We start from the raw sequence: 19,755 nt of genomic DNA on the forward strand, positions 1-19,755 counted from the left end.
TTGCCACTCACTGTCACCTACATAGTGGCATGAGGCCGTGTATACAAAGTCGCGGCGTTGAAAAGAGAATGAAATGAGCGACAACCCTATGATCCAGCTCCTGGTCCTGGCCGGAATTGCCATTTTCCTGATCCTGCGCCTCAAAAGCGTATTGGGCACGCGTGAAGGCTTTGAAAAACCGCCTGTGCAGCAACAGCCTGAAGCCCATAAATCGCGCCGCGGTTTCGAGGTGATCGATGGCGGCCCGGATCATGACATTACTGACCATGTCGCCGAAGACAGCGAACAGGCGCAAACACTGGCTGCGATGAAACGTGTCGAGCCCGGTTTTTCGGTCAGTGAGTTCGTTCAGGGCGCGCGCGGTGCGTATGAGATGATCGTGATGGGGTTTGAAAGGGGCAATCTGGATGAAATCCAGCCTTTCCTGTCGGAAGAGGTGTTCGAGACTTTCGTTTCGGTCGTGGCAGCGCGCGAAGATCAGGGCCTGACCATTGAGGCCGAATTCATCGGTGTGCGGGAAACCACCCTGACGGATGTGAAATTCGACAAGGATACGAACCAGGCCGAAATCACGATGAAGTTCGTGGGGGAGCTGACCTCGGTCGTTAGGGATCGCGGAGGCGATATCGTCGAAGGCAACCCGAATACTGTGAAGCGCCAGAAGGACAGCTGGACCTTTGCCCGCGTCATGGGCAAGGACGATCCAAACTGGCTGCTTGTCGCCACGGACGCATGATTGCAACGCTTCGGTCGCTTTTACTGGTGGGTGCAATGACCATCGCCAGCGCTGCCGAAGCCGAGGCAACGCGATCCATACTGTCGTTTGACGATCTGCAGGGCTGGGCCGAGGACGACCACGGCGCGGCCCTTTCCGTATTTCTGAACACGTGCGGTGATCTGGATGACCCGGATTGGCGCGCCTTGTGTGGTGTGGCCAGAACATATGAACCGGATGCCGCCCGCGCCTTTTTCGAGTTATTCTTCCGCCCTGTTCTGGTCGAGGATGACAAAGAGGGCCTGTTTACCGGCTATTTTGAACCCGAGCTTGACGGCGCGCGCACCCGGACAGACCGTTTCAAATACCCGATCTACAAGATGCCGCCCGAAGCCCGTGCCGAAGGACCATGGCTGAGCCGTCGTGACATCCTGACCGGTGATGTGATGCAGGGCCGCGGGCTAGAGATCGCCTGGGTCGACGACCCTGTCGAGCTGTTCTTTCTGCAAATTCAGGGCTCGGGCCGTATTCGATTGTCGGATGGCGGTGCGCTGCGGGTTGGATATGGTGGCGCGAATGGTCACCCCTATCGGTCGATCGGTGTTGAACTGGTGCGACGTGGGGTTCTGGGTGCGCATGAGGTCAGCGCCCAGATGATCCGCGCCTGGGTGCGCAAGAACCCCGAGGCCGGTGCCGAGTTGCTGCTTCACAACCCGTCATACGTTTTCTTTCGCGAAGTCTCACGCGTTGCTCCTGAATTTGGACCTTTGGGGGCAATGAACCGGTCGATCACGACGATGCGCTCGATTGCGGCGGACCCCGCCTATACACCATTGGGCGCACCTGTTTGGGTGGAAAAGGACGGTGAAAAACCGTTGCGACGGCTTATGATTGCGCAGGACACAGGCGCGGCGATCAAAGGTGCGCAACGGGCCGACATCTTTTTCGGAACCGGTGAAGAGGCCGGGCAGGCTGCGGGCAAACTGAAAGATCCGGGTCGGATGGTTCTGTTGCTGCCCATTCAACGCGCCTATGCCTTGTTGCCGGATGAATTCTGATGACCCGGCGCAAACTGACAACCGATGAGATCGAGCTTTGGCGCAAGGTCACCAAACAGGCCGAGCGGCTGCATCCGGACAGTCCACAGACCGTCCATCCGACCACCCTGCCGAAACCCAGGCCCAGAAAAACACCAAAACCCCGGTTTGAGGTGTTTGAGCTTGGTCAGAACCTTCAGCCGAAACCAAATCCAAACGATCTGAAGCCATCGGTGACGGATGCGCTGCGTGCCGCGCCTGTTCAGATGGATATCAAAGCTTTTGGCCGGATGAAACGCGGTAAGCTAAAGCCCGAAGGCAAGCTGGATCTTCACGGTATGCGGGTTGATACGGCCCATCCTGCGTTGATCCGCTTTATCCTGAGCGCACAGGCACAAGGTAAGCGACTGGTTCTGGTGGTAACCGGCAAAGGCAAGGACCGCGACGAACCCGGCCCGATCCCCACCCCGCGCGGCGTTCTGCGCAATCAGGTGCCACTTTGGCTGTCCATACCGCCGTTGGCGCAGGCGGTGATGCAGATCACGCCAGCGCATATCAGCCATGGCGGCGACGGTGCTTATTACGTCTATCTCAGGCGAATGCGCTAAAAGTCCCGACGGGCGCGGGAAATTCCGGTTCGGACCAGAACGCAAACCAGCACGAAAAACACCCCAACCCAGATGAACTGAGTGTTCAGCGAAATACCAAGGTCAATCAGAACGCCGGTCAGGCCGGGGCCGATGGCCGATCCCAGAACCATGACAGCCGCGGCCATCGCCTTGATCGCACCGATATGTCGGGTTCCGTAGAATTCGGCCCAGAATGCGCTGGGCAACGTGCTGTTTGCCCCAACGGTCAAAGCCAGGAAAACCAGCCCAAGGGTTGCGCCGCCGATTGAATTGGTTGTGCCCAGAATGACGAACCCAAGTGCGATCGGAAGCTGATAGTAGGGCATGATCCGGGCGGTTCCCCATTTATCCAGCGCCCAGCCAGATGCAAACATGGACAGCAGGGATATTCCGGTAAAGATCGGAAATAGCGCCACCAGCTGGATATGCTGCCACCCCTTCACATCCGCCAGATAAACCTGATGAAAGAAAAACGCGGTGATAAATGCGGATGGCCCAAGCACTGATGGCACCATGAACCAGAACAGGGGATGGAACAGAGCGTCCCGGCGGGTCCAGTGTTTTCCCTGCATTCCCGATGCTGAAAACGCGTTGGCGAGGCTTTGTGGAGTTCTCTCTTCTCGCAGCAGCCGCATCAGGATCGGAATACCCAACGCCGTGATGCCCGCCGCGGCAATCCACAGCCAACGCCAATCCAGATAAACCATGGCGCCAACAAAGATCAGCGGCAGCAACGCCTCGCCAAGCGCATAGCCGGTGGACGCTATGGAAAGCGCTTTGCCCCGCGTAACCGTGAACCAGCGGGCCATTGCGACCACGGCAAGATGCGTGCTCATCCCCTGCCCAAATAACCGCAACAAAAAAATCACCAACGGCAACAGCAGCAGCCAAGTGTTCAGCGCCATTGCAATCGCGGCCAACGCCAGTCCCGCCAGCACAACCGGGCCCAAAACCCGTACGCGGAAGATATCCGTCAACCCTCCGGCCCAGATCATCACGACGGCGGACAGGGTCGTGCCTAACGTGTACAGCCCACCCCATGCGCCGTGGCTGAGGCCAAATTCCGAGCGGATTTCACCAGCAAAGACCGAGATGAAAAAGGTCTGCCCGAAACTGGACAGAAATGTCAGCAGAACGCCGGCCCCAAGCCAGGTCGCGTTGTCCGCAAGAAACCGGTGCAGGGAAACCCGCGTCACGGATTACTTACCTGGGCCTGGCCGGTTTCAGTCAGCACGATTTCTGTGGCGCCAGCAGGATTGCGCTGGCTTGGCGGCACGAGAATGTCGATCCCGCGCCGGTCATCGCGCCCAAATGTTTCGCTGACCCGGCGCACAGAGCGGAGGATAGTCAATAAGGCCGGAGAAGTAGCAGCCACAAAATGGGAGGATTCCGCATCGCTGTTGAAGGCAGTCGTATCCAGGATTTCAATCGGATAATCGGACAGCTTCTCGGCCGATCCGATATTGCCCAGCCTTTCACCATCGGCGGTTCCCCTCAACCGGCCGGAGACGTTCAGGACCTTGTCTTTCTTGGACACCATCAGGACAAAAGGATCAGGAGGATTTTTGATACTGTTCATCTGCGACCGAAAAACATCCACATCCAGATCGGGTGATATCAGAATAAGGCCTTCCAGATTTCGCTTTGCCCAGCCCGGCTGTTTCAGTTCGGTTTGCCGTATCATCTCCATAGCCAGCGCGCCGCCCATTGAATGCGCCACAAGGGCTACTCGCTTGACTCCCATGGATTTGAGTAGACGAATGGTTTCTTCCAGCCCATCACGGGCAAACAACATACTGTCCAGATCATAGGCATAACCATAGCCTGTCGCGCGGCTGGGCCATGAATAGACAAGGATCTGACCGGGAATGCCGATATCATGCGACAGCTGAGCGGCCCGGAACAATGTCTCTGTCTGAGTGGAGTTATAGCCGTGCACAAAAATCGTGACTTCCTTAGCCCCACTCAGCCTGTCTTTCAGCTGTTGCGGCCCGCTTAGCTGATCTACCTCTGCCAGCACGAACTGTTTTCTCGGGTCAGGGTTTGCGTAGGAGAATTTAAGGCTTCCCGGTGAACGGCCCGGTGGTATCGACACGGTCGTTTCCAGAAATTGCAGGCGTTCTGCGCGGCGGAATCCATACGCGCCATCGGGCTCGCGCGCACGCGTCGTGGCCGCAAAAACCGTTTCGGGAGTTCCGATTTCCAATGCAGATGGAAGGGTTTCGGATACAGTCCGGTCAACACATGCCGCCAGCACGACCGGACACAGAATGAAGATTAAGAAACGCAGCACGGACAGCCCCCGGAACCAATTGCCGACACGCTATCTTATTCTAATCCCGCGTCCAGCACGGCGACGCGAAAAAGCGGCAGAAACTGGCCCGAGCGGTTACAATCTGTAACAGACCGTATCCGTACGAAACCGATCTCTGCCGGTGCTGTTGGACCTAGACCTCGGTATCCTCGTCCTGTTCCTTGTGCGGCATTTCTTCGATCAGGCGGGTTTCCAGCAATTGCCCGTTCCGATACAGGATCGGATAGGCCACCGCAGCGATGTGGCTGTTAAATTCACGGAACGCGCGCAGGGTTTCCAGGTGGATATCGCTGGTCTCAAAGCTTTCCGTACTGCCGTGCTGTAGGCGTTTGAGGTGGCGTTTGCGGCTGTCGCGCTCGGCCCGTTTGATTTCGGTTTTCTCAAGGCTCAGCAGACGGGCGCTTTCCAGATCGTCCGAGATCAGAACGTTTGAGGCCAGTTTGAGGTTGGCCAGGATGCCTTCGTGCATCTCAACCAGTTCCGACCAGCCCTCTTTCGAAAATGAAGCGCCCTTTTTCCGCATGTCGCCCGCCAGAACAGTCAACCGCTTGGCAACAACGTCGCCCGCGGTTTCCAGGCGGATTGCGTATTCCATCAGGTCGCGCGCCACTTTTGCGTTTTGCTTTCCGAATGTCTCCTCGGGAATGGCGGCCACGAATTTTCGAATACCCGACAGGCAGTCGTTCACATCTTCGTCCATGTCCCTTACGGCGCGTATCTGGTCCTTGTCGCCGCTGCGGTACAATTCCAGTGACGGGCGGAACATCGACTCGACCAGATCGCTCATCCGCAGCAGTTCACGCTTGAGGCTGGACAGCGCCTGAGACGGGCTGCCGGCGGTGCGCACATCCAGCGCGCTGGCCGGGCGACCTGCCTGGGCCAGCGCGTTCGCAGATTTCGGGTCCGGAAAAAACTGCTCGAACGGCGCGCGCAATCGCCCGCAGAACGGCAGTGCCAGCAACAGCAACGAAGCATTGAACGCCAGATGCGCATTGACCAGCATCTGACCGCCCTGCAAATCCCCCAGAACACCGGCACGCAGTGCCGCAGTCGCTGCGAAAAGGGTGACAATCGCCCAGCTGCCGCGCAAGGCCAGGTTGGCAAAGGGTATGCGCCTGGCAGGCATTTCCATCCCCCTGCTCAGCCAAACAGGTATGAAAGCTGAACCGAAATTGGCCCCCAATACCAGCGACAGCCCGGCAGCAAATGGGATTGCGCCGATCTGGACCAGCGTCACACACATCAGGATCGCCGCGACAGAGGAATGCATAACAAAGGCCAGCGCGCCGCCGACCAGAAACGCTGTAATATAGTCGCGCGCCAGATACTCGGCGACAGCAGGCAGAAAGGCACTGTCCCGGATCGGGTCCATGGCTTCGCGCAAAAAGCGCAATGAGATAAGAATGAACGCAATCCCCATCAGGATGCGCCCCAATTGCCGGGGCTTCTTGGCCTCGGTTTTGACAAACAGATACCCACCAACCGCCAGAAGCAACGGTATCAGCCAACCCAGCTGGAACGACAAAACCTGAATGATCAGCGCCGAACCGAGATCAGCGCCCAGCACGATTGCAAGACCGGTGGGAAAGGTCAGGAACCCCCCGGCGGCAAACCCCGATGTCAAAAGGGCAACCGCCGCGGAGCTTTGCAGAACCACCGCCATTACAATGCCGACCATTGACGCCTGCGCGTAATGGCTTTGGCCCGTCATGAGGCGCTGGAACGAAGCCCCATAGCTGCGCTCGATCCCTGTGCGGACCATCCGCACCGCATAAAGCAGCAGCATCGTGGCTCCGGCTAGGCTGATGAGAAAGCTTACTATCGCCATGATCCTACCCGTTCACCAAATCCAGCATTTCCCCGTGCAGTTCGGGTGTTGCCGCTGAAATCACCCGGCCGTCGGAGTTCAGGTCAAGCGGCCGACCCTCCCAATCTGTCATCACCCCACCCGCAGCTTCAGCCACGGCCATCACTGGCAGGTAGTCATAGGGCTGAAGGTCATAGTCGATCACAGCATCCACATGGCCCGCCGCCAGAAGGGCATGGGGGTAGCAATCATAGGCGAACCGTCTGGTCTGTCCAGACTGCATCAGCCTGTCGAATAACGCCGGATGATCGCGATAGATCTTGTCCCCTTCGTTTACAAAAAGAATGGACTGATCCAGCCGCGTTTGGGCCGAAGTCGTGATCTCACGGCCATTCAACGTGGCGCCCCGGCCAACAACGCCGGTGAAAATTTCATTTATCGCTGGCATGCCGATCACGCCGATATCCGGTTTACCGTCAACCAGATGCCCCAACAGAAATCCAAACAGCGGATGCCCGGACAGGAATGACCGGGTTCCATCGATCGGGTCGATGATCCAAACCTCGCGACAATCCTGACCCTCGAACCCATGTTCTTCGCCAAAGATGCCGTGATCGGGGAAATGCTGTCCAAGATAGGCGCGAACCTGCGCTTCAACACCCTTGTCGGCCTGTGTCACCGGGCTTTCATCCGATTTGAACTCAACCCCCAGCGCGCCACGAAAATACCCCCGCGCTGCTTCGCTGGCCAAGTCGGCGATCTTTACCGCATGAGACAGCAGGTCGGTGCTTTCATCGGTCTGTGACGTCTTTGGATTCAGCATTTGTTTCTATCCTGTTTAACGATGATTGCGATCCCGGAGCGGTTACAAATCAGGAACGACCATTTGGCGGTCTCGTCTCGATCTCATCTCAACACATCCCACAATAATCCTACAGATCAACAAATATTCAAACAAAAAAACCCAAATATCCACGCTTTCACAAAAGCATGTGGATTTTGAAACATGATTCGATTCTCAGAACATGCAGGCAAAGGCTGGCTACACGCAAACAGGCGCACCCAAAGGCCAGAGGGTTGTGACGAAAACAAGAGTGAGCTCCTGTGGACGTCCCGGCCCCTACACACTTGAAGACAAAGATTTAACTTATCCAGTAAACAAGTTTCCGGGCATCGTGCCGCCTTTAGCAGCATTTCGGAGCTGAGCAAAACCGCGACCGCCGAAAGCCGTGATTCCGAAGACCGACTCCAAACAGTAAATACACTGAAATCTACCTAATGAATTGTCATGGAGTACACTTTTAGGTAACGCGATCCAGCTATCTGAATTAAGGTCAGCGGTTCCAGGGTTGGCTAAGGTCTCTACATTTCGCTTATCCAGTGATCACTGTAAAGCGGGCCCAGGTCTCGGAGGGTCAGCGTCTTGCCCGACGACAGATCGATAACAGGCTTATCCAAAATAAGTTCTGCACGATCGAGCCCGCGAAAAAAGGACATTGCCATATTCTCATCCCGCGAGTCCCGATGCCGGGATGGCCATGCGCGATATGTATCAAGTTTTGATGTGATATGTGAGGAGAGGTCATCACGTACAAAAAATGCGTTCACGCCGGCCGAGTTTGTTCCGACAAATTGATACCCTTTCGCAGCGGCCAGCATTTTGAACGCACCCAGAGATGCACCATAATACTGGCCTGAATAATGTGCCGAGAAACGTTCGAAGCCCGGATCGTAAGGGACAGTCAGATTATGCAAATCACCAAAGATCGCGTTGTATTCAACAATCAGTATCGCCGGAGATACGGAGCTAATCGCATCCAGCACCCAATAGTCGTTGCCGTCAATATCGACACTAAGAATGCCAATTTCGCCCGACAGATCGTGCTCGATCAGCAGAGTGTCGATATTTTCCGCAGTAATAAAGGCTTCAACGGGCGTTATGTCATTGAAGACGTGGATTGGATCTGCCCGAACATACGCAATATTCGCGGCTGACCCATCCATGATCAGACCGCGCCACCCCCTGTGGCGCACCAAAAAGCGCGTATTCGCTTCGGTATAGTTTTCAACTCCAAACTCAACAAAGACGCGTGGTATGCTTGGCAGTTGCGAGACCAACCATTCGATAATGCCATCTTCCCCGAATTGAGAATGGATGCGGAATTCTGCGTCGGCGATACATTCAAGCCTTTCCATCGCCTGAACCTGCCGGGCGGCAACCTGCCCAGTGGCCAGCAGTAACCGTTCCTGGCGCTCCGCAATTTCAGCGAGATGAGCTGCAGTCATCTGCGGGGCCGGCGCAGACAAATGCAGCGTTTCGGAAGAATGCAAGAAGCGCAATAAGACCCGACGCAGTTTCACGATAGGTTTCCGTAGTTGAATTGTAACAATGGTATCAAGAGCCTGTAAGATTTGGCATCAGCAAAAGATCAGTATGCGGAGAACCGGCCTTGGACTCGCCTTGCCGCAATGCCTCGTACATCTGATCAAGCGCATCAAGAGATAGCTGGTTTAGGCTATTCGGGTTAGATGTGCCAAGATCAATGACCCGGATATCGTCGCGTGATGCGATTGCGTCGCGTAACATTTTGTAACCCCCGGAACGCTCAAGACCATAGGGCCAAAACTCAAGCACAACCGGGCAACGCATTGTGGCCATTCTTTTTGCACAGGCCAGCACGTGACCTTCATGCCCTTGCGTATCGATCCAAATCAAATCGGGCCCGTCTTCAGGCAGCAGGCCATCCTCGACTAAACTGTCAAAGGTCCGAACCGGCACATCCTGAAGGATCCAATCGCCCTCATCATGTAGATTATTCGCGATGTCGCCTGAGACGCGAAGGCGATGGTCTCCGAAATTGGAAGGCGAGAGCTCCATCTGCATCGTGCCGTTTCTGTCCGATACTGCCATTTGGTGGCAGGACACCTTGTGATCTACCTCATGCAGGAATGTGTTAGCGCGCAAAAGTCGAAAGTTTTGCGGGTCTGGTTCAAAAGCGATAACGCGGTCAAAACCACGCCGTGCCGCATGGATCGAATGGGAGCCGATATTCGCTCCGATATCCACGAAACATGACGTCGCGATTTCATGCCCATTTTGGGCAAGAATCTGCATTACATCATCAATGGCGTGCTCCTGGAACTGGCCAGTCTGACGAAGAGACCCGCCAATCACGGAATCATTTCGGTGCGTTATCCAGTGCCCTCCTTCGGCACCGCGCGACATGACGAGTTCCGAGTTTTGCACGAAGGGTTCGGGTGAAGCCCATTTTGTTGTCGAGATTTCAGCCTCCCCTGAAAGGAAAGTTGCCCCGTTGCCATCGTCTTCTGAGGATTTAGGTGCTGCGTTCAAGCGTTGGCTCGTCGGCCAGTGTAGCGCCAGATATTCCGGGCTTGCCATCCATTGCTGGAATTGGCGCCGAGGAGATCCGTCGTGATTCAATACCCACCTACGAAATATCCCGCGCGGCTTACCGCTCGCGTGGAAGAGCAGCCTCCGCAATGTCCGGACTGGACGCCCGTTCGTTGTGCGGAACAGCATTTTTTCAAGCGCTCCACGCTTGGGTTGAACTTGGGTCATTGTGTGCGCTCTTTGCAGTTGCATGATATCATCGCGAAGGCTCGACACTTCCGTGGCGAGAGGTGGAACGTTGCCCAGCGCCCGGTGAATCTCTGATAATGCTCTGTCAAACCGGTAGACACCTTGGATCAGGTCCATCCCAATTCGAAGCGAAAACGCCTCATCCAGAGCACCGATCTCTGGTCCATCAACCTGTGCTACCACTGCATAATCAAGCGAAACATCTGTGAAAAGACTGATCAAATGAGCAGCTGTTTCCTCTCTTGGCTCACTGCCCTGCAAACGAAGAATCACGTTGCGCTCGAACCCGACATGCTCGGTGAGAAAACTGGTTAACCCCGGAGGCAGCGGTCGCAAGTGCGTAGGGTCAAGATGAAAATTGACCAAGCTAACAAGTGGATTTTCCGGATTGGGTGTTTCCAAAATCAAAAGCCCACCAGGGCGCAAAACACGGTGCGCCTCTGTTACCAGTTCGCGAATATCGTCAAAAGGCAGATGCTCGATCAAATGAAATGCGGACACTAGGGCAAGCGCGTTGTCTGGCAGCGCTTTCAACGCCGGCAGAGCCTCCATCTGTTCAACCGCCAGACCTTTTTGGTGAGCGATATCAAGCATCCCTTTGTCGATATCGACGCCACGTGCACTCAGGCCAGCCTCTTCCAGAATTTCCAGCCATTCACCTCGACCGCATCCCAGATCAAGCGCCTGTGCGTCCCCTTTCTGAGCGGCAAGTGGCGACAGGAAGGGTTGGTATACTCGCAAACGCTCTCGAATAAGAGAAGGATCGCCACGAAATCGTGCCTCGAAATCGCGATAGAAGGTGTCAGTCATACTCCGTACTTTCACATTTGCATGGTTTTGTCCGAGATGATCGCGCTTTTCTCGGATATTTACCTGATTGTTAGTACAAGTCAGGACAGAGGTCATCCCGTTTCTGGCTCGGAAATCACGCGTTCCTTCGCGTTACGTATTAGGTCAAAGGATCTGCAAGCTTAGGTGTGATCGGCGAAGGATCAAAACACCCTTAATCTGATATCACTCTGACCCCAAGCCGTTCTGGATAAGAAAGTAGACGGCCATAAACGGTGATGTGAATCAGAGATCCAATCACCTTTTCCTGCAGTTCATATACAATCCAGTTGGCGATGGTATCCGGATGCTACGGCCGATTGTTCTGCCAAGAACCTCTGGCGGCGGCAATCGAGATGCTTCAGGTCACTCCTTCAGCATCCATTTCAGCGTCTCTTCCAGAGTGTGACGGATGCCGATCGGGATCAGGTTTTCCAGAAGTGTGGGATCGCCCATCAGAACCTTGATTTCTTGTGCACGCATAAAGGCAGGATTAGACACCACCTCGATCTCATGGCCGGTTATGGTTCGGCACATGTCCAGAATCTCTGCCAGCGCGGTTGCTTTACCGGAGCAGATATTCACGGTTTCACCTTCGGGCGCGTTTTCCAGAAGCAACCTGTATACTCGCGCAACATCGCGTACATCGGAAAAGTCCCGCGCGACATCCAGGTTTCCCAATTCTATCTGTGGCTGCTTACGCCGGAAATGAGAAACGATCTTGGGAACAAGAAACTTGGGGTCCTGGCCAAGACCGGTATAATTGAATGGTCGGGCAATAACGACAGGAAGACGGTCGTTATACAGCCGGGCCATGTGCTCCATTGCAAGTTTTGAAACCGCGTAATCGTTAACAGGTGCCGGGGGGGTAGATTCCCCTATGGATGGCACGGCGGCGTTACCATAGATATTCGCGCTACTGGCCAGAACGACGGCTTTGCGGCCATGTCCGGTGTTGGCAAGCGCTTCTAGTAAGCACCGCGTCCCCATCAGATTGACCTGATAAAAGCTCTCGGCGGTTCCGTGTGCCACAAATGCGACCCCTGCCAAATGCAGCACCGCGTCCGGAGCGACATGGGTAATGACCTGCTCTAGACCCGATGAATCTGTCAAATCTGCTTCCAGATATTGGGAATCAGGCTTGGGGGCCGGATTTGTTCCGATGCCCCAAACGTCCCACCCTGCTTCTGCAAGCTCTATTGCGGCATAGTGTCCGGTAAAGCCATAGCGTCCGGTAATCAGAACTCGGGGTGCCGGCATCAAAAGGACACACCCTTTTCGTTACGTGCAAGATCCGCCTCAACCATCATCTGGCAGAGTTCCTCCAAAGATGTTGTCGCCTCCCAACCAAGCTCTTGTTTTGCCTTGCTCGCGTCGCCAATCAGCAAATCCACTTCAGCAGGGCGATAGAATTTGGGGCTAATCCTCACAAGAACACGGCTGCCTTCGGCGTCCACCGCCACTTCTTTCTCACCTTCACCTTCAAAACGCAGCTCGATACCCGCGCTCTTGAAAGCCATGGAGACAAAATCCCGCACTGTCTCGGTGCGACCGGTCGCCAGTACAAATGTATCGGGTTCATCAGCTTGCAGCATACGCCACATGCCATCCACGTAATCCCGGGCAAACCCCCAATCGCGCTTTGCGTCAAGATTGCCCAGCTCAAGGCAATCAAGTTGACCCAGTTTGATTTTGGCAACCGCGTCAGTGATTTTGCGTGTTACGAACTCCAACCCTCGCAAAGGGCTTTCGTGGTTGAACAGAATACCTGAGCTGCCGAATATATCGTAGCTTTCTCGATAATTGATGGTCATCCAATGCGCGTATAGTTTGGCAACACCGTAGGGGCTGCGCGGCCAGAACGGAGTCGTCTCGCGCTGCGGTACTTCCTGAACCTTGCCGAACATTTCGGAAGTGGAAGCCTGGTAGAACCGGATCTTGGGGTTCACTATTCTGATAGCTTCCAGCAAATAAAGTGCGCCAACGCCGGTGATCTGTGCGGTTGTGTGCGGTTGTTCAAACGAGACGCCCACAAAGCTTTGAGCCGCCAAGTTATAGATCTCATCCGGTTCCACCTTCTGAATAAGCCGGATCATTGTCCCCATGTCAGTCAGGTCGAGTTCCGACAGATCCAGATTGGGATGGTTACGAATACCAAGCTCTTCAATGCGCCAGAAATTCGTGGAAACAACCCGACGGAAGGTCCCCACGACGTTATAACCCTTGTTCAGCAACAGCTGAGCGAGATAGGCACCATCCTGTCCTGTGATACCTGTGACGATAGCAGTTTTTGTCACTCTTAATCCCTTTCTGTTTTGTCTTTTGCCTGTCGGAAAATCCTGGCCGACATGAGCAGTGCTTTTTTGTCAACTTAGTAGTGTGTGCAAGACCGCTTTAGTATTATTTCACGCGCAAGGGCTACAAAACTGGCCAATTCAAAGCTCTGTATTGGAATTGAAACCTGCGAACCCAAGCTTAGAACCAAGAGCGCGGACTTTCTGATGAAAGATTGGGCCTGCGATAAGTCGTGAAAGACGTCAATATGCATCGGTTTTTTTGGGTGCGTACATTGCCCGCCCCATATCCCGAGCCACATCTGACCAACTGCGCAGTGGCGCGGTTTTGATTTTTTCTTCCAGTTCTGAACGGTGGGCAGCGTTATTGAGCCTTAAGACGGCCTCGCCGATGCTTTGGACGCTCATTGCATCACAATATTCAACAAGATCCATTCCTACTTCGACGAGCGAGCTATTCTGGGCGACTACGGCCGTTTTTCCGTAGGCCAACGCCTCGCCCACGGGCAGGCCCCATCCCTCGTAAACACTCGGCATCAGCACGAACTGGCAGTTCTTGTAAAGGACGCCAAGCTCCTCATCTGTTGGTCCGTCAACCATGCTTACATAGCCGTATATATCGCCTGTCCCCTCCAATAGGTTATCGAACTCGTCTGTAAGCCAGCCTTTGCGGCCGGCAAACACAAGCTTAGGCAGATCAACATGGCCCTGATCAACAAGGTACTTCCACGCCATCGCGGTGCGCCAGATATTCTTGCGTGGTTCGACCGTACCAACACAAAGCGCATAAGGCTCACCAATAATTTTCCGCAGGTGGACACTTAGCTGGCTGGCGTCTTCAAGATGGGGGAAAGCGTCGAACGAAATCCGCGAAGACACGGGCCCTTGTTTCTGGGCATTCTCGTCTTCGAGCCCAATCTTGGACAACCCCGCCTGCGCCAAGGGAACAGCGGTCGCATTTCTCTGGATATCGTGTGCTTGAAAAAAGCGTAAAAGATCCTGCCGGGTCGCCTCAGAGATTGTCATGTAGCGGCTTGTGTACTCCCGACTGTCTAAAAGCCAGTCATAAAATACATAAGGCATGCTTCCAGCTGTAAACTGTGGTGCCACGATAGGGATCAGATCGTACACCAGCGAATGTACTTCCATCCCATTCGCTTTCGCCTTTTTGAACGCCTGAGTGTGGCGCGCCAGCCAACTGCTGTCCAGAAGCACAAGATGGTCACCTTCTATTGCCACATCGAACAAAGGTTGCTCGGTTCGGCGAGACCCCGAGGTTTCGACTGGTGCTTTCTTCCGCCGGGCCGCGCGCCACATCTCTGATGACATGTCCTTTTTTCGAAATACGGACTCTCTTCTGAGAAAGCTCATCACATCCAATTTGGTGCGGTGGAAGAAATACTTTGCAGGGCGGTTCCGGTACCCGTCCAACATTGGAAGATTTGAGCGCGCGGATTTCCAAGGATAGAAAATCTGCCGCAGCTTAGCTGGCGACGTAAGGGTTTCTCGACCCATTTCCTCCAGAAGCAAACAGCGCTGAACACCGGAGTTTGCATCGCACCAACAAAGGTAAACAAGCTTTGGATCGCTTAGTTTAGAAAACTCTGAGATCAACTCAACAACAACACGCTGAATGCCCGAGTAGCGATCAACTTTTTTGATATAGTCGATTAGTCCTGAGATATCGAAGAATACTTTTTTGCCATCTTGGTTAAACGTAGGGGCGTTCATAGCTTACTCTCCATGCAGTCTGCCAGATGAAGTGGTCTCATCTTTTTGGATTGTTTCGCAGTAATACCGAAGTGTACTGATTTTAAGGGCTTTTGCGACTAACTCGACTTCATGAGCAAGTAATCGCGCTTTTCTGGAAAATTGAGGTTCACACAACAGAAGGGCTGACTCTTGACGGCGAGTGTGGCGTCTGCCTGACAGAATGCCGAATAATGCTGAGACCTGCGCGCAGCGCCGAGGTCGATTGGACCAAAACCACGTGACATTTTAGAGGGGAATTGCCAGGCATGACAGTCCTTTCAAAGTTTATGGGCTCTATTGCCGGGATGGGTAACGGTCCCGTTAGTCCAGTCTTTGCAATACCGCTCGCACGTCCGCTGCAACGTTCGACCAAGTGCGAAGCTGCGGTTTACGCGCAGCAATGCGTGCGCGAAGGTTCTGAGCGAACTCCGGATCTGTCAGCAGCCTTGTGATATGGTTTGCAAGTTGATCAGGCCGATCTGGATCGAAATAGACACCAAGATCTCCGCACACTTCTTTCAGAACCGCCGCAGTAGAGCAAAGCGCTGGTGTACCGAACCACAAGGCTTCACCGGCGGGTAAACCCCAGCCCTCCATTCGGCTAGGCATGACAAGTGCCAAAGCATTCTTGTACAGGTTTACAAGGTCTGTCTGATTGGGGTTCTCGCGGAAGACCACGTGCTCACGGATCGTTGTGCATTCGTCTGATTGCAGATAGGTGCTTGTTTTGTGACGCAACGCCCCTGCCAGAACCAAAGTGGGTACGTCTTTCCCGTCACGCTTCAGAATGCGCAATGCTTCGAATACGACATCCAGGTTCTTGCGGCCCAGCATCGATCCAACTGTCATGATATATGGATTATCCGGAATATCTTGCTCGGATTGCTCGGTTCCCTCGGGGCATTCATGAACCAAGGGGACTGCGTAGACCTCTGGCGCTTCCGGCAGAACACCTTTTTCGGAGAAGTCCAGAACTTCCTGTCGCGTAAATTCGGAGTTTGTTAACAGCGCCTTGGCCCGGGAAACCAGCAGTTGGTTATCCCCTATGAAGTTACGCGGGAAACTTGCCAGCTGGTGTTCAAAATCGTGCATGGGGATCATGTCATGCAGCAATGGAATGATATCGCAAGTCACCCCTTTACGATCCAGAGTGCACAGGATTTCAACGATCAACTTGGGCCGCCCACAACTCACCAACGCCTTTCCAGACATGTCGATGGGCGTCATGTCTGGGGCTATCGCCTCCCAGGCTTTGCGGTTTCTGCGCCCGACCAGCGGTCTGACGGCCGCCAGCACCAGATCCCTCATAATTGACTTGGTGTAGTGGTGACTGCGCACGCGCAATTGCCGGATACCGATTGGAACGTTCAGGTCTACGCCACCATCTGCTCGTATGGTTGGGAATATTTCTAGAAGCTCGTTATGACCCTGCGAGAAAACGGCGAATCTGACGGACGCGTCCTGTTTTCTGAGCTCAGCGCCAATCTCGGCAACGACCCTGGCGATCCCGTAATAACGCAGCTTACCGGTCGAGGCTAAAAGCACCTCGGTCAGGTCATAGACAACCTGCCGCTTCTTGGCTGCATTGAGATCGTTTTCCATTTCCGTTTTCCTTCGGCCACCCGGTCAGTCTAAAGCGGTTATCCAACCGTGTCCTAGACCCTGGAATAGACGTCCTCATAGCGGATGATGTCATCTTCGCCCAGATAGCTTCCGGTTTGCACTTCGATCAGCACCATTGGAACCTTGCCTGGGTTTTCCATGCGATGCACAGCGCCAAGCGGAATGTATACGGACTGGTTTTCAGTGACCAGCTTGACGTCGTCATCGACGGTCACCTTCGCGGTTCCCTCAACAACAATCCAATGTTCGGACCGGTGGTGATGGCTTTGTAGCGATAGTGCTGCGCCGGGGTGTACATGAATACGCTTGACCTGAAAACGTCCGCCAACCACCAGGCTTTCAAACCAACCCCACGGGCGGAAATCCTTGGGAAAAATGGTGGCCTGGCTTGCGCCCTTGACTTTGAGCGCCTCGACAGCCTTCTTCACGTCTTGCGCACGGGATTTGTCCGCCACCAAAACCGCGTCGGATGTAGCCACAGCGATTATGTCCTTCAGGCCGATGCCGACCACCTCCAAATTACCCGCCTCAGAACGCAAAAGCGTGTCATTACAGTCTATTGAGGTCGCATTACCTGTGGCCACAACTCCGTTGTCATCCGGTCCTGCCTCACGCCAAACCGAACCCCAGTCACCCAGGTCAGACCAGCCAGCAGAAAATGGAACAACGCTCAGGTTGTCGGCCTTTTCCATCACCGCATAGTCGATCGAGATATCTTCGACCTGCTTCCAGGCCTCTGGGTCCAGCCGTAGAAAACCCAAATCCGTTTTGGCAGCTTCGCAAGCGGCCCGGACCGGAGCCATCAGTGTCGGGGCGTGGGTTTCAAAAGCGGCGATGACGTCACAGGCCCTGAAAAGGAAAATGCCACCATTCCACAGATGCTTGCCGTCGGCCAGCATCGCAGAGGCGGTTTCAACATCTGGTTTCTCGACAAAGCTGTCGAGTTTGACAGGAGCGGTGCCCTCCGGTGCTCCAGCCAGTTTAAGATAGCCATAGCCGGTCTCAGGCCGATCCGGTGTTATCCCAAAGGTTACCAACTGCCCGGCTTGGGCTGCTGGCACACCTGCAGCCACGGCTGCACGAAAGGCGTCAGCATCAGGTACAACATGGTCGGAGGGCTGAACCAGCAATAGGGCTTCGGGGTCGGACTTTGCCACATGGAGGGCTGCCGCCAGAACCGCCGGCGCGGTGTTGCGCCCCTCAGGTTCAATCAGAATCGTGCCTGGATCAATGCCAGCCGCCTGCAATTGTTCAGTCACGATAAACCGGAAATCAGATCCGGTCACCACTACTGGTGCATCATAGTCCGACCCTGACACGCGCCGGGCCGAGGATTGAAACAGGGTCTCGTCCCCGGTGATCGCTGTAAACTGCTTGGGATAGGATTTCCGGGACAGCGGCCAAAGACGGGTGCCAGAACCACCGCAAAGAAGAACAGGAGTGATGGACACGATCAGATAACCTTTGCCAATAAATGCAAGTGCCTAGTGTCAACTTAAGGGCGCAATTTCAAGGTTGTTCCACTACCACTGGGTACGTTTTGGCGAAAAAACGCTAAACACCTGCCCCCTGAGACCGCATTGTCCAGGCATTTCGGCCTCAATTTCCCAGTTGAGGTTCGATCGCCACGTTCCTCCAACGTGGCATGCCTCAGACAAACCGCCACGCTTCCAGTTGGCAAAAGGGAAAAGCGGCAGTATCGGATCCGAGCTGCTACAAAACGTAACGGCTCAAATCCGCCGACTTGGTCAATTCACCCAGATTGTCGTTCACGAATTCTGCATCGACCGTTATTTCTGTTCCGGCCCGGTCTGGTGCGGTGAATGACAGCTCTTCAAAGACCCGTTCCATGACTGTGTAAAGTCGCCGCGCACCAATGTTTTCAATGCTCTGGTTCACATCGGCTGCGATCCGCGCCAAGGCAGCAATACCATCCTCGGTAAACCCAACCGTGACCTCTTCGGTGGCCATGAGGGCTGTATACTGCCGGGTCAGTGCGTTGTCTGTTTCAGTCAGGATGCGCACGAAGTCTTCCTCGGTCAGCGCGCGCAGCTCTACCCGAATGGGCAGACGGCCTTGCAGCTCGGGCAAAAGGTCTGACGGTTTGGCGATATGGAACGCGCCGGATGCGATGAACAGGATGTGGTCGGTTTTCACCGGACCGTGTTTTGTCGAGACGGTTGTACCTTCGATCAGGGGCAGCAGGTCGCGCTGCACCCCTTCGCGACTTACATCACCGCCACGCGCTTCTGTGCGGGCACAGACCTTATCAATCTCGTCCAGAAAAACGATGCCATTCTGTTCCACCGATTCCAATGCGGTGCGGGTGACCGTCTCATCGTCCAGCAGCTTGTCTGCCTCTTCTCCGATCAGCAAGTCATAGCTTTCGGCGACAGTCAGACGTTTCCTTACAGTGCGCCCGGCAAACGCCTTGCCAAAGATATCGCCCAGATTCATCATCCCCATCTGACTGCCAGGTTGTCCTGGGATATCGAACATCGGCATTGGGTTTGAACTGTCCGCGACGTCCAGTTCGATGACCGTTTCATCCAGTTCACCCGCCTTGAGCTTTTTGCGGAACATCTCTCGTGTGCCTTCACGGGCATCCGTACCAGCGATGGCGTCAATCACGCGGTCTTCGGCGGCCTGATAGGCTTTGGCCTTGACGTCTTCGCGCATGATTTCCCGTGTTTGCAGAATGGCGGCATCGGCCAGATCGCGGATGATTTGTTCCACGTCGCGACCGACATAGCCTACCTCGGTGAACTTCGTGGCTTCGACCTTGATAAAGGGTGCGCGCGCCAGCTTGGCCAGACGGCGGCTGATCTCGGTCTTGCCGACACCGGTGGGGCCGATCATCAGGATATTCTTTGGATACACCTCTTCGCGAATATCGTCCGGCAACTGCTTGCGGCGCCAGCGGTTGCGCAGGGCAACGGCCACAGCGCGCTTGGCATCCTTTTGCCCGATAATGAATCGATCCAGTTCCGAGACAATCTCGCGCGGGGTCAGGTCGGTCAAAGGGCAATCCTCTCGGTCGTATTTGCGTGATGCGGTCTAGGTAATCATGGCTTTGACGAAAACAAGCAAACCGCGGGTCTTGGCCGCGTTGGTTAACAATGCCTCATGCGGTTTGCAAATCCTTTGCTTGGGGA

The 19,755-nt window shown here is 54.7% G+C and carries 15 protein-coding genes; 3 read left to right on the forward strand and 12 right to left on the reverse strand.

The genetic code is table 11. From position 1 onward, the window contains the following. Nucleotides 1-73 precede the first annotated feature (73 nt). Genes ACR0M3_RS05400 through ACR0M3_RS05410 form a run of 3 tightly spaced genes read left to right on the forward strand, consistent with a single transcriptional unit; the run spans nucleotide 74 to nucleotide 2,360 of the window. Nucleotides 74-736 (forward strand): Tim44/TimA family putative adaptor protein, encoded by a 663-nt coding sequence (locus tag ACR0M3_RS05400; protein WP_480482550.1) that lies wholly within the window; start codon nucleotides 74-76, stop codon nucleotides 734-736. Next, complete coding sequence (mltA, locus tag ACR0M3_RS05405; RefSeq protein ID WP_480909913.1) at nucleotides 733-1,773, forward strand: murein transglycosylase A; 1,041 nt, start codon at nucleotides 733-735, stop codon at nucleotides 1,771-1,773. The genes ACR0M3_RS05400 and mltA overlap by 4 nt, the downstream gene beginning before the upstream one ends. Continuing rightward, nucleotides 1,773-2,360, forward strand: coding sequence for a Smr/MutS family protein (locus ACR0M3_RS05410; protein WP_480909914.1), 588 nt, complete (start codon nucleotides 1,773-1,775; stop codon nucleotides 2,358-2,360). The genes mltA and ACR0M3_RS05410 overlap by 1 nt, the downstream gene beginning before the upstream one ends. Here ACR0M3_RS05410 and ACR0M3_RS05415 read toward each other — a convergent pair. The 12 genes from ACR0M3_RS05415 to hslU form a co-directional block, all read right to left on the reverse strand. Then, the gene (locus tag ACR0M3_RS05415; protein ID WP_480538400.1) at nucleotides 2,357-3,577 is read right to left on the reverse strand and encodes an MFS transporter; all 1,221 of its coding nucleotides are present in this window, start codon (nucleotides 3,575-3,577) and stop codon (nucleotides 2,357-2,359) included. The genes ACR0M3_RS05410 and ACR0M3_RS05415 overlap by 4 nt on opposite strands. Further along, nucleotides 3,574-4,674 carry an alpha/beta hydrolase gene (locus ACR0M3_RS05420; RefSeq protein ID WP_480909915.1) on the reverse strand — a complete coding sequence of 367 codons (1,101 nt, stop codon included), beginning with the start codon at nucleotides 4,672-4,674 and terminating at the stop codon, nucleotides 3,574-3,576. Before ACR0M3_RS05420 ends, ACR0M3_RS05415 begins: the two co-directional genes overlap by 4 nt. A gap of 154 nt (nucleotides 4,675-4,828) precedes the next feature. Next, the gene (locus ACR0M3_RS05425) at nucleotides 4,829-6,523 is read right to left on the reverse strand and encodes a Na/Pi cotransporter family protein (protein ID WP_480898707.1); all 1,695 of its coding nucleotides are present in this window, start codon (nucleotides 6,521-6,523) and stop codon (nucleotides 4,829-4,831) included. A gap of 4 nt (nucleotides 6,524-6,527) precedes the next feature. Continuing rightward, nucleotides 6,528-7,325 (reverse strand): inositol monophosphatase family protein, encoded by a 798-nt coding sequence (locus ACR0M3_RS05430; protein WP_480909916.1) that lies wholly within the window; start codon nucleotides 7,323-7,325, stop codon nucleotides 6,528-6,530. 539 nt (nucleotides 7,326-7,864) lie between these two features. Further along, entirely contained in the window at nucleotides 7,865-8,863 is a 999-nt protein-coding gene (locus ACR0M3_RS05435) for a hypothetical protein (protein ID WP_480909917.1), read from the reverse strand. A 34-nt stretch (nucleotides 8,864-8,897) separates the two neighbouring features. Beyond that, a complete protein-coding gene (locus ACR0M3_RS05440) occupies nucleotides 8,898-10,913 on the reverse strand; it encodes an FkbM family methyltransferase (RefSeq protein WP_480482566.1) in 2,016 nt (671 codons plus the stop codon). A 384-nt stretch (nucleotides 10,914-11,297) separates the two neighbouring features. Continuing rightward, the gene (locus tag ACR0M3_RS05445; RefSeq protein WP_480773025.1) at nucleotides 11,298-12,191 is read right to left on the reverse strand and encodes an NAD-dependent epimerase/dehydratase family protein; all 894 of its coding nucleotides are present in this window, start codon (nucleotides 12,189-12,191) and stop codon (nucleotides 11,298-11,300) included. Beyond that, on the reverse strand, nucleotides 12,191-13,228 hold the full coding sequence (gene gmd, locus ACR0M3_RS05450) for a GDP-mannose 4,6-dehydratase (protein ID WP_480482570.1): 1,038 nt from the start codon (nucleotides 13,226-13,228) through the stop codon (nucleotides 12,191-12,193). The genes ACR0M3_RS05445 and gmd overlap by 1 nt, the downstream gene beginning before the upstream one ends. Nucleotides 13,229-13,468: 240 nt before the next feature. Further along, nucleotides 13,469-14,956, reverse strand: a complete 1,488-nt coding sequence (locus tag ACR0M3_RS05455) for a glycosyltransferase family 4 protein (RefSeq protein ID WP_480486888.1) — start codon at nucleotides 14,954-14,956, stop codon at nucleotides 13,469-13,471. Nucleotides 14,957-15,298: 342 nt separating this feature from the next. Further along, nucleotides 15,299-16,579 carry a glycosyltransferase family 4 protein gene (locus ACR0M3_RS05460; RefSeq protein ID WP_480909918.1) on the reverse strand — a complete coding sequence of 427 codons (1,281 nt, stop codon included), beginning with the start codon at nucleotides 16,577-16,579 and terminating at the stop codon, nucleotides 15,299-15,301. 53 nt (nucleotides 16,580-16,632) lie between these two features. Then, a complete protein-coding gene (locus ACR0M3_RS05465) occupies nucleotides 16,633-18,051 on the reverse strand; it encodes a mannose-1-phosphate guanylyltransferase/mannose-6-phosphate isomerase (protein ID WP_480909919.1) in 1,419 nt (472 codons plus the stop codon). 262 nt (nucleotides 18,052-18,313) lie between these two features. Further along, nucleotides 18,314-19,621, reverse strand: a complete 1,308-nt coding sequence (hslU, locus tag ACR0M3_RS05470; RefSeq protein WP_480909920.1) for an ATP-dependent protease ATPase subunit HslU — start codon at nucleotides 19,619-19,621, stop codon at nucleotides 18,314-18,316. Nucleotides 19,622-19,755 lie beyond the last annotated feature (134 nt).

The organism is Ruegeria sp. O5 (assembly GCF_056535105.1).

What these genes read in the sequence shown, in the direction of transcription:
- ACR0M3_RS05400 (WP_480482550.1), top strand. Translation starts at nt 74, where the DNA reads ATGAGCGACAACCCTATGATCCAGCTCCTGGTCCTGGCCGGAATTGCC.
- mltA (WP_480909913.1), top strand. Translation starts at nt 733, where the DNA reads ATGATTGCAACGCTTCGGTCGCTTTTACTGGTGGGTGCAATGACCATC.
- ACR0M3_RS05410 (WP_480909914.1), top strand. Translation starts at nt 1,773, where the DNA reads ATGACCCGGCGCAAACTGACAACCGATGAGATCGAGCTTTGGCGCAAG.
- ACR0M3_RS05425 (WP_480898707.1), bottom strand. Translation starts at nt 6,523, where the DNA reads ATGGCGATAGTAAGCTTTCTCATCAGCCTAGCCGGAGCCACGATGCTG.
- ACR0M3_RS05430 (WP_480909916.1), bottom strand. Translation starts at nt 7,325, where the DNA reads ATGCTGAATCCAAAGACGTCACAGACCGATGAAAGCACCGACCTGCTG.
- ACR0M3_RS05440 (WP_480482566.1), bottom strand. Translation starts at nt 10,913, where the DNA reads ATGACTGACACCTTCTATCGCGATTTCGAGGCACGATTTCGTGGCGAT.
- ACR0M3_RS05445 (WP_480773025.1), bottom strand. Translation starts at nt 12,191, where the DNA reads ATGCCGGCACCCCGAGTTCTGATTACCGGACGCTATGGCTTTACCGGA.
- ACR0M3_RS05455 (WP_480486888.1), bottom strand. Translation starts at nt 14,956, where the DNA reads ATGAACGCCCCTACGTTTAACCAAGATGGCAAAAAAGTATTCTTCGAT.
- ACR0M3_RS05460 (WP_480909918.1), bottom strand. Translation starts at nt 16,579, where the DNA reads ATGGAAAACGATCTCAATGCAGCCAAGAAGCGGCAGGTTGTCTATGAC.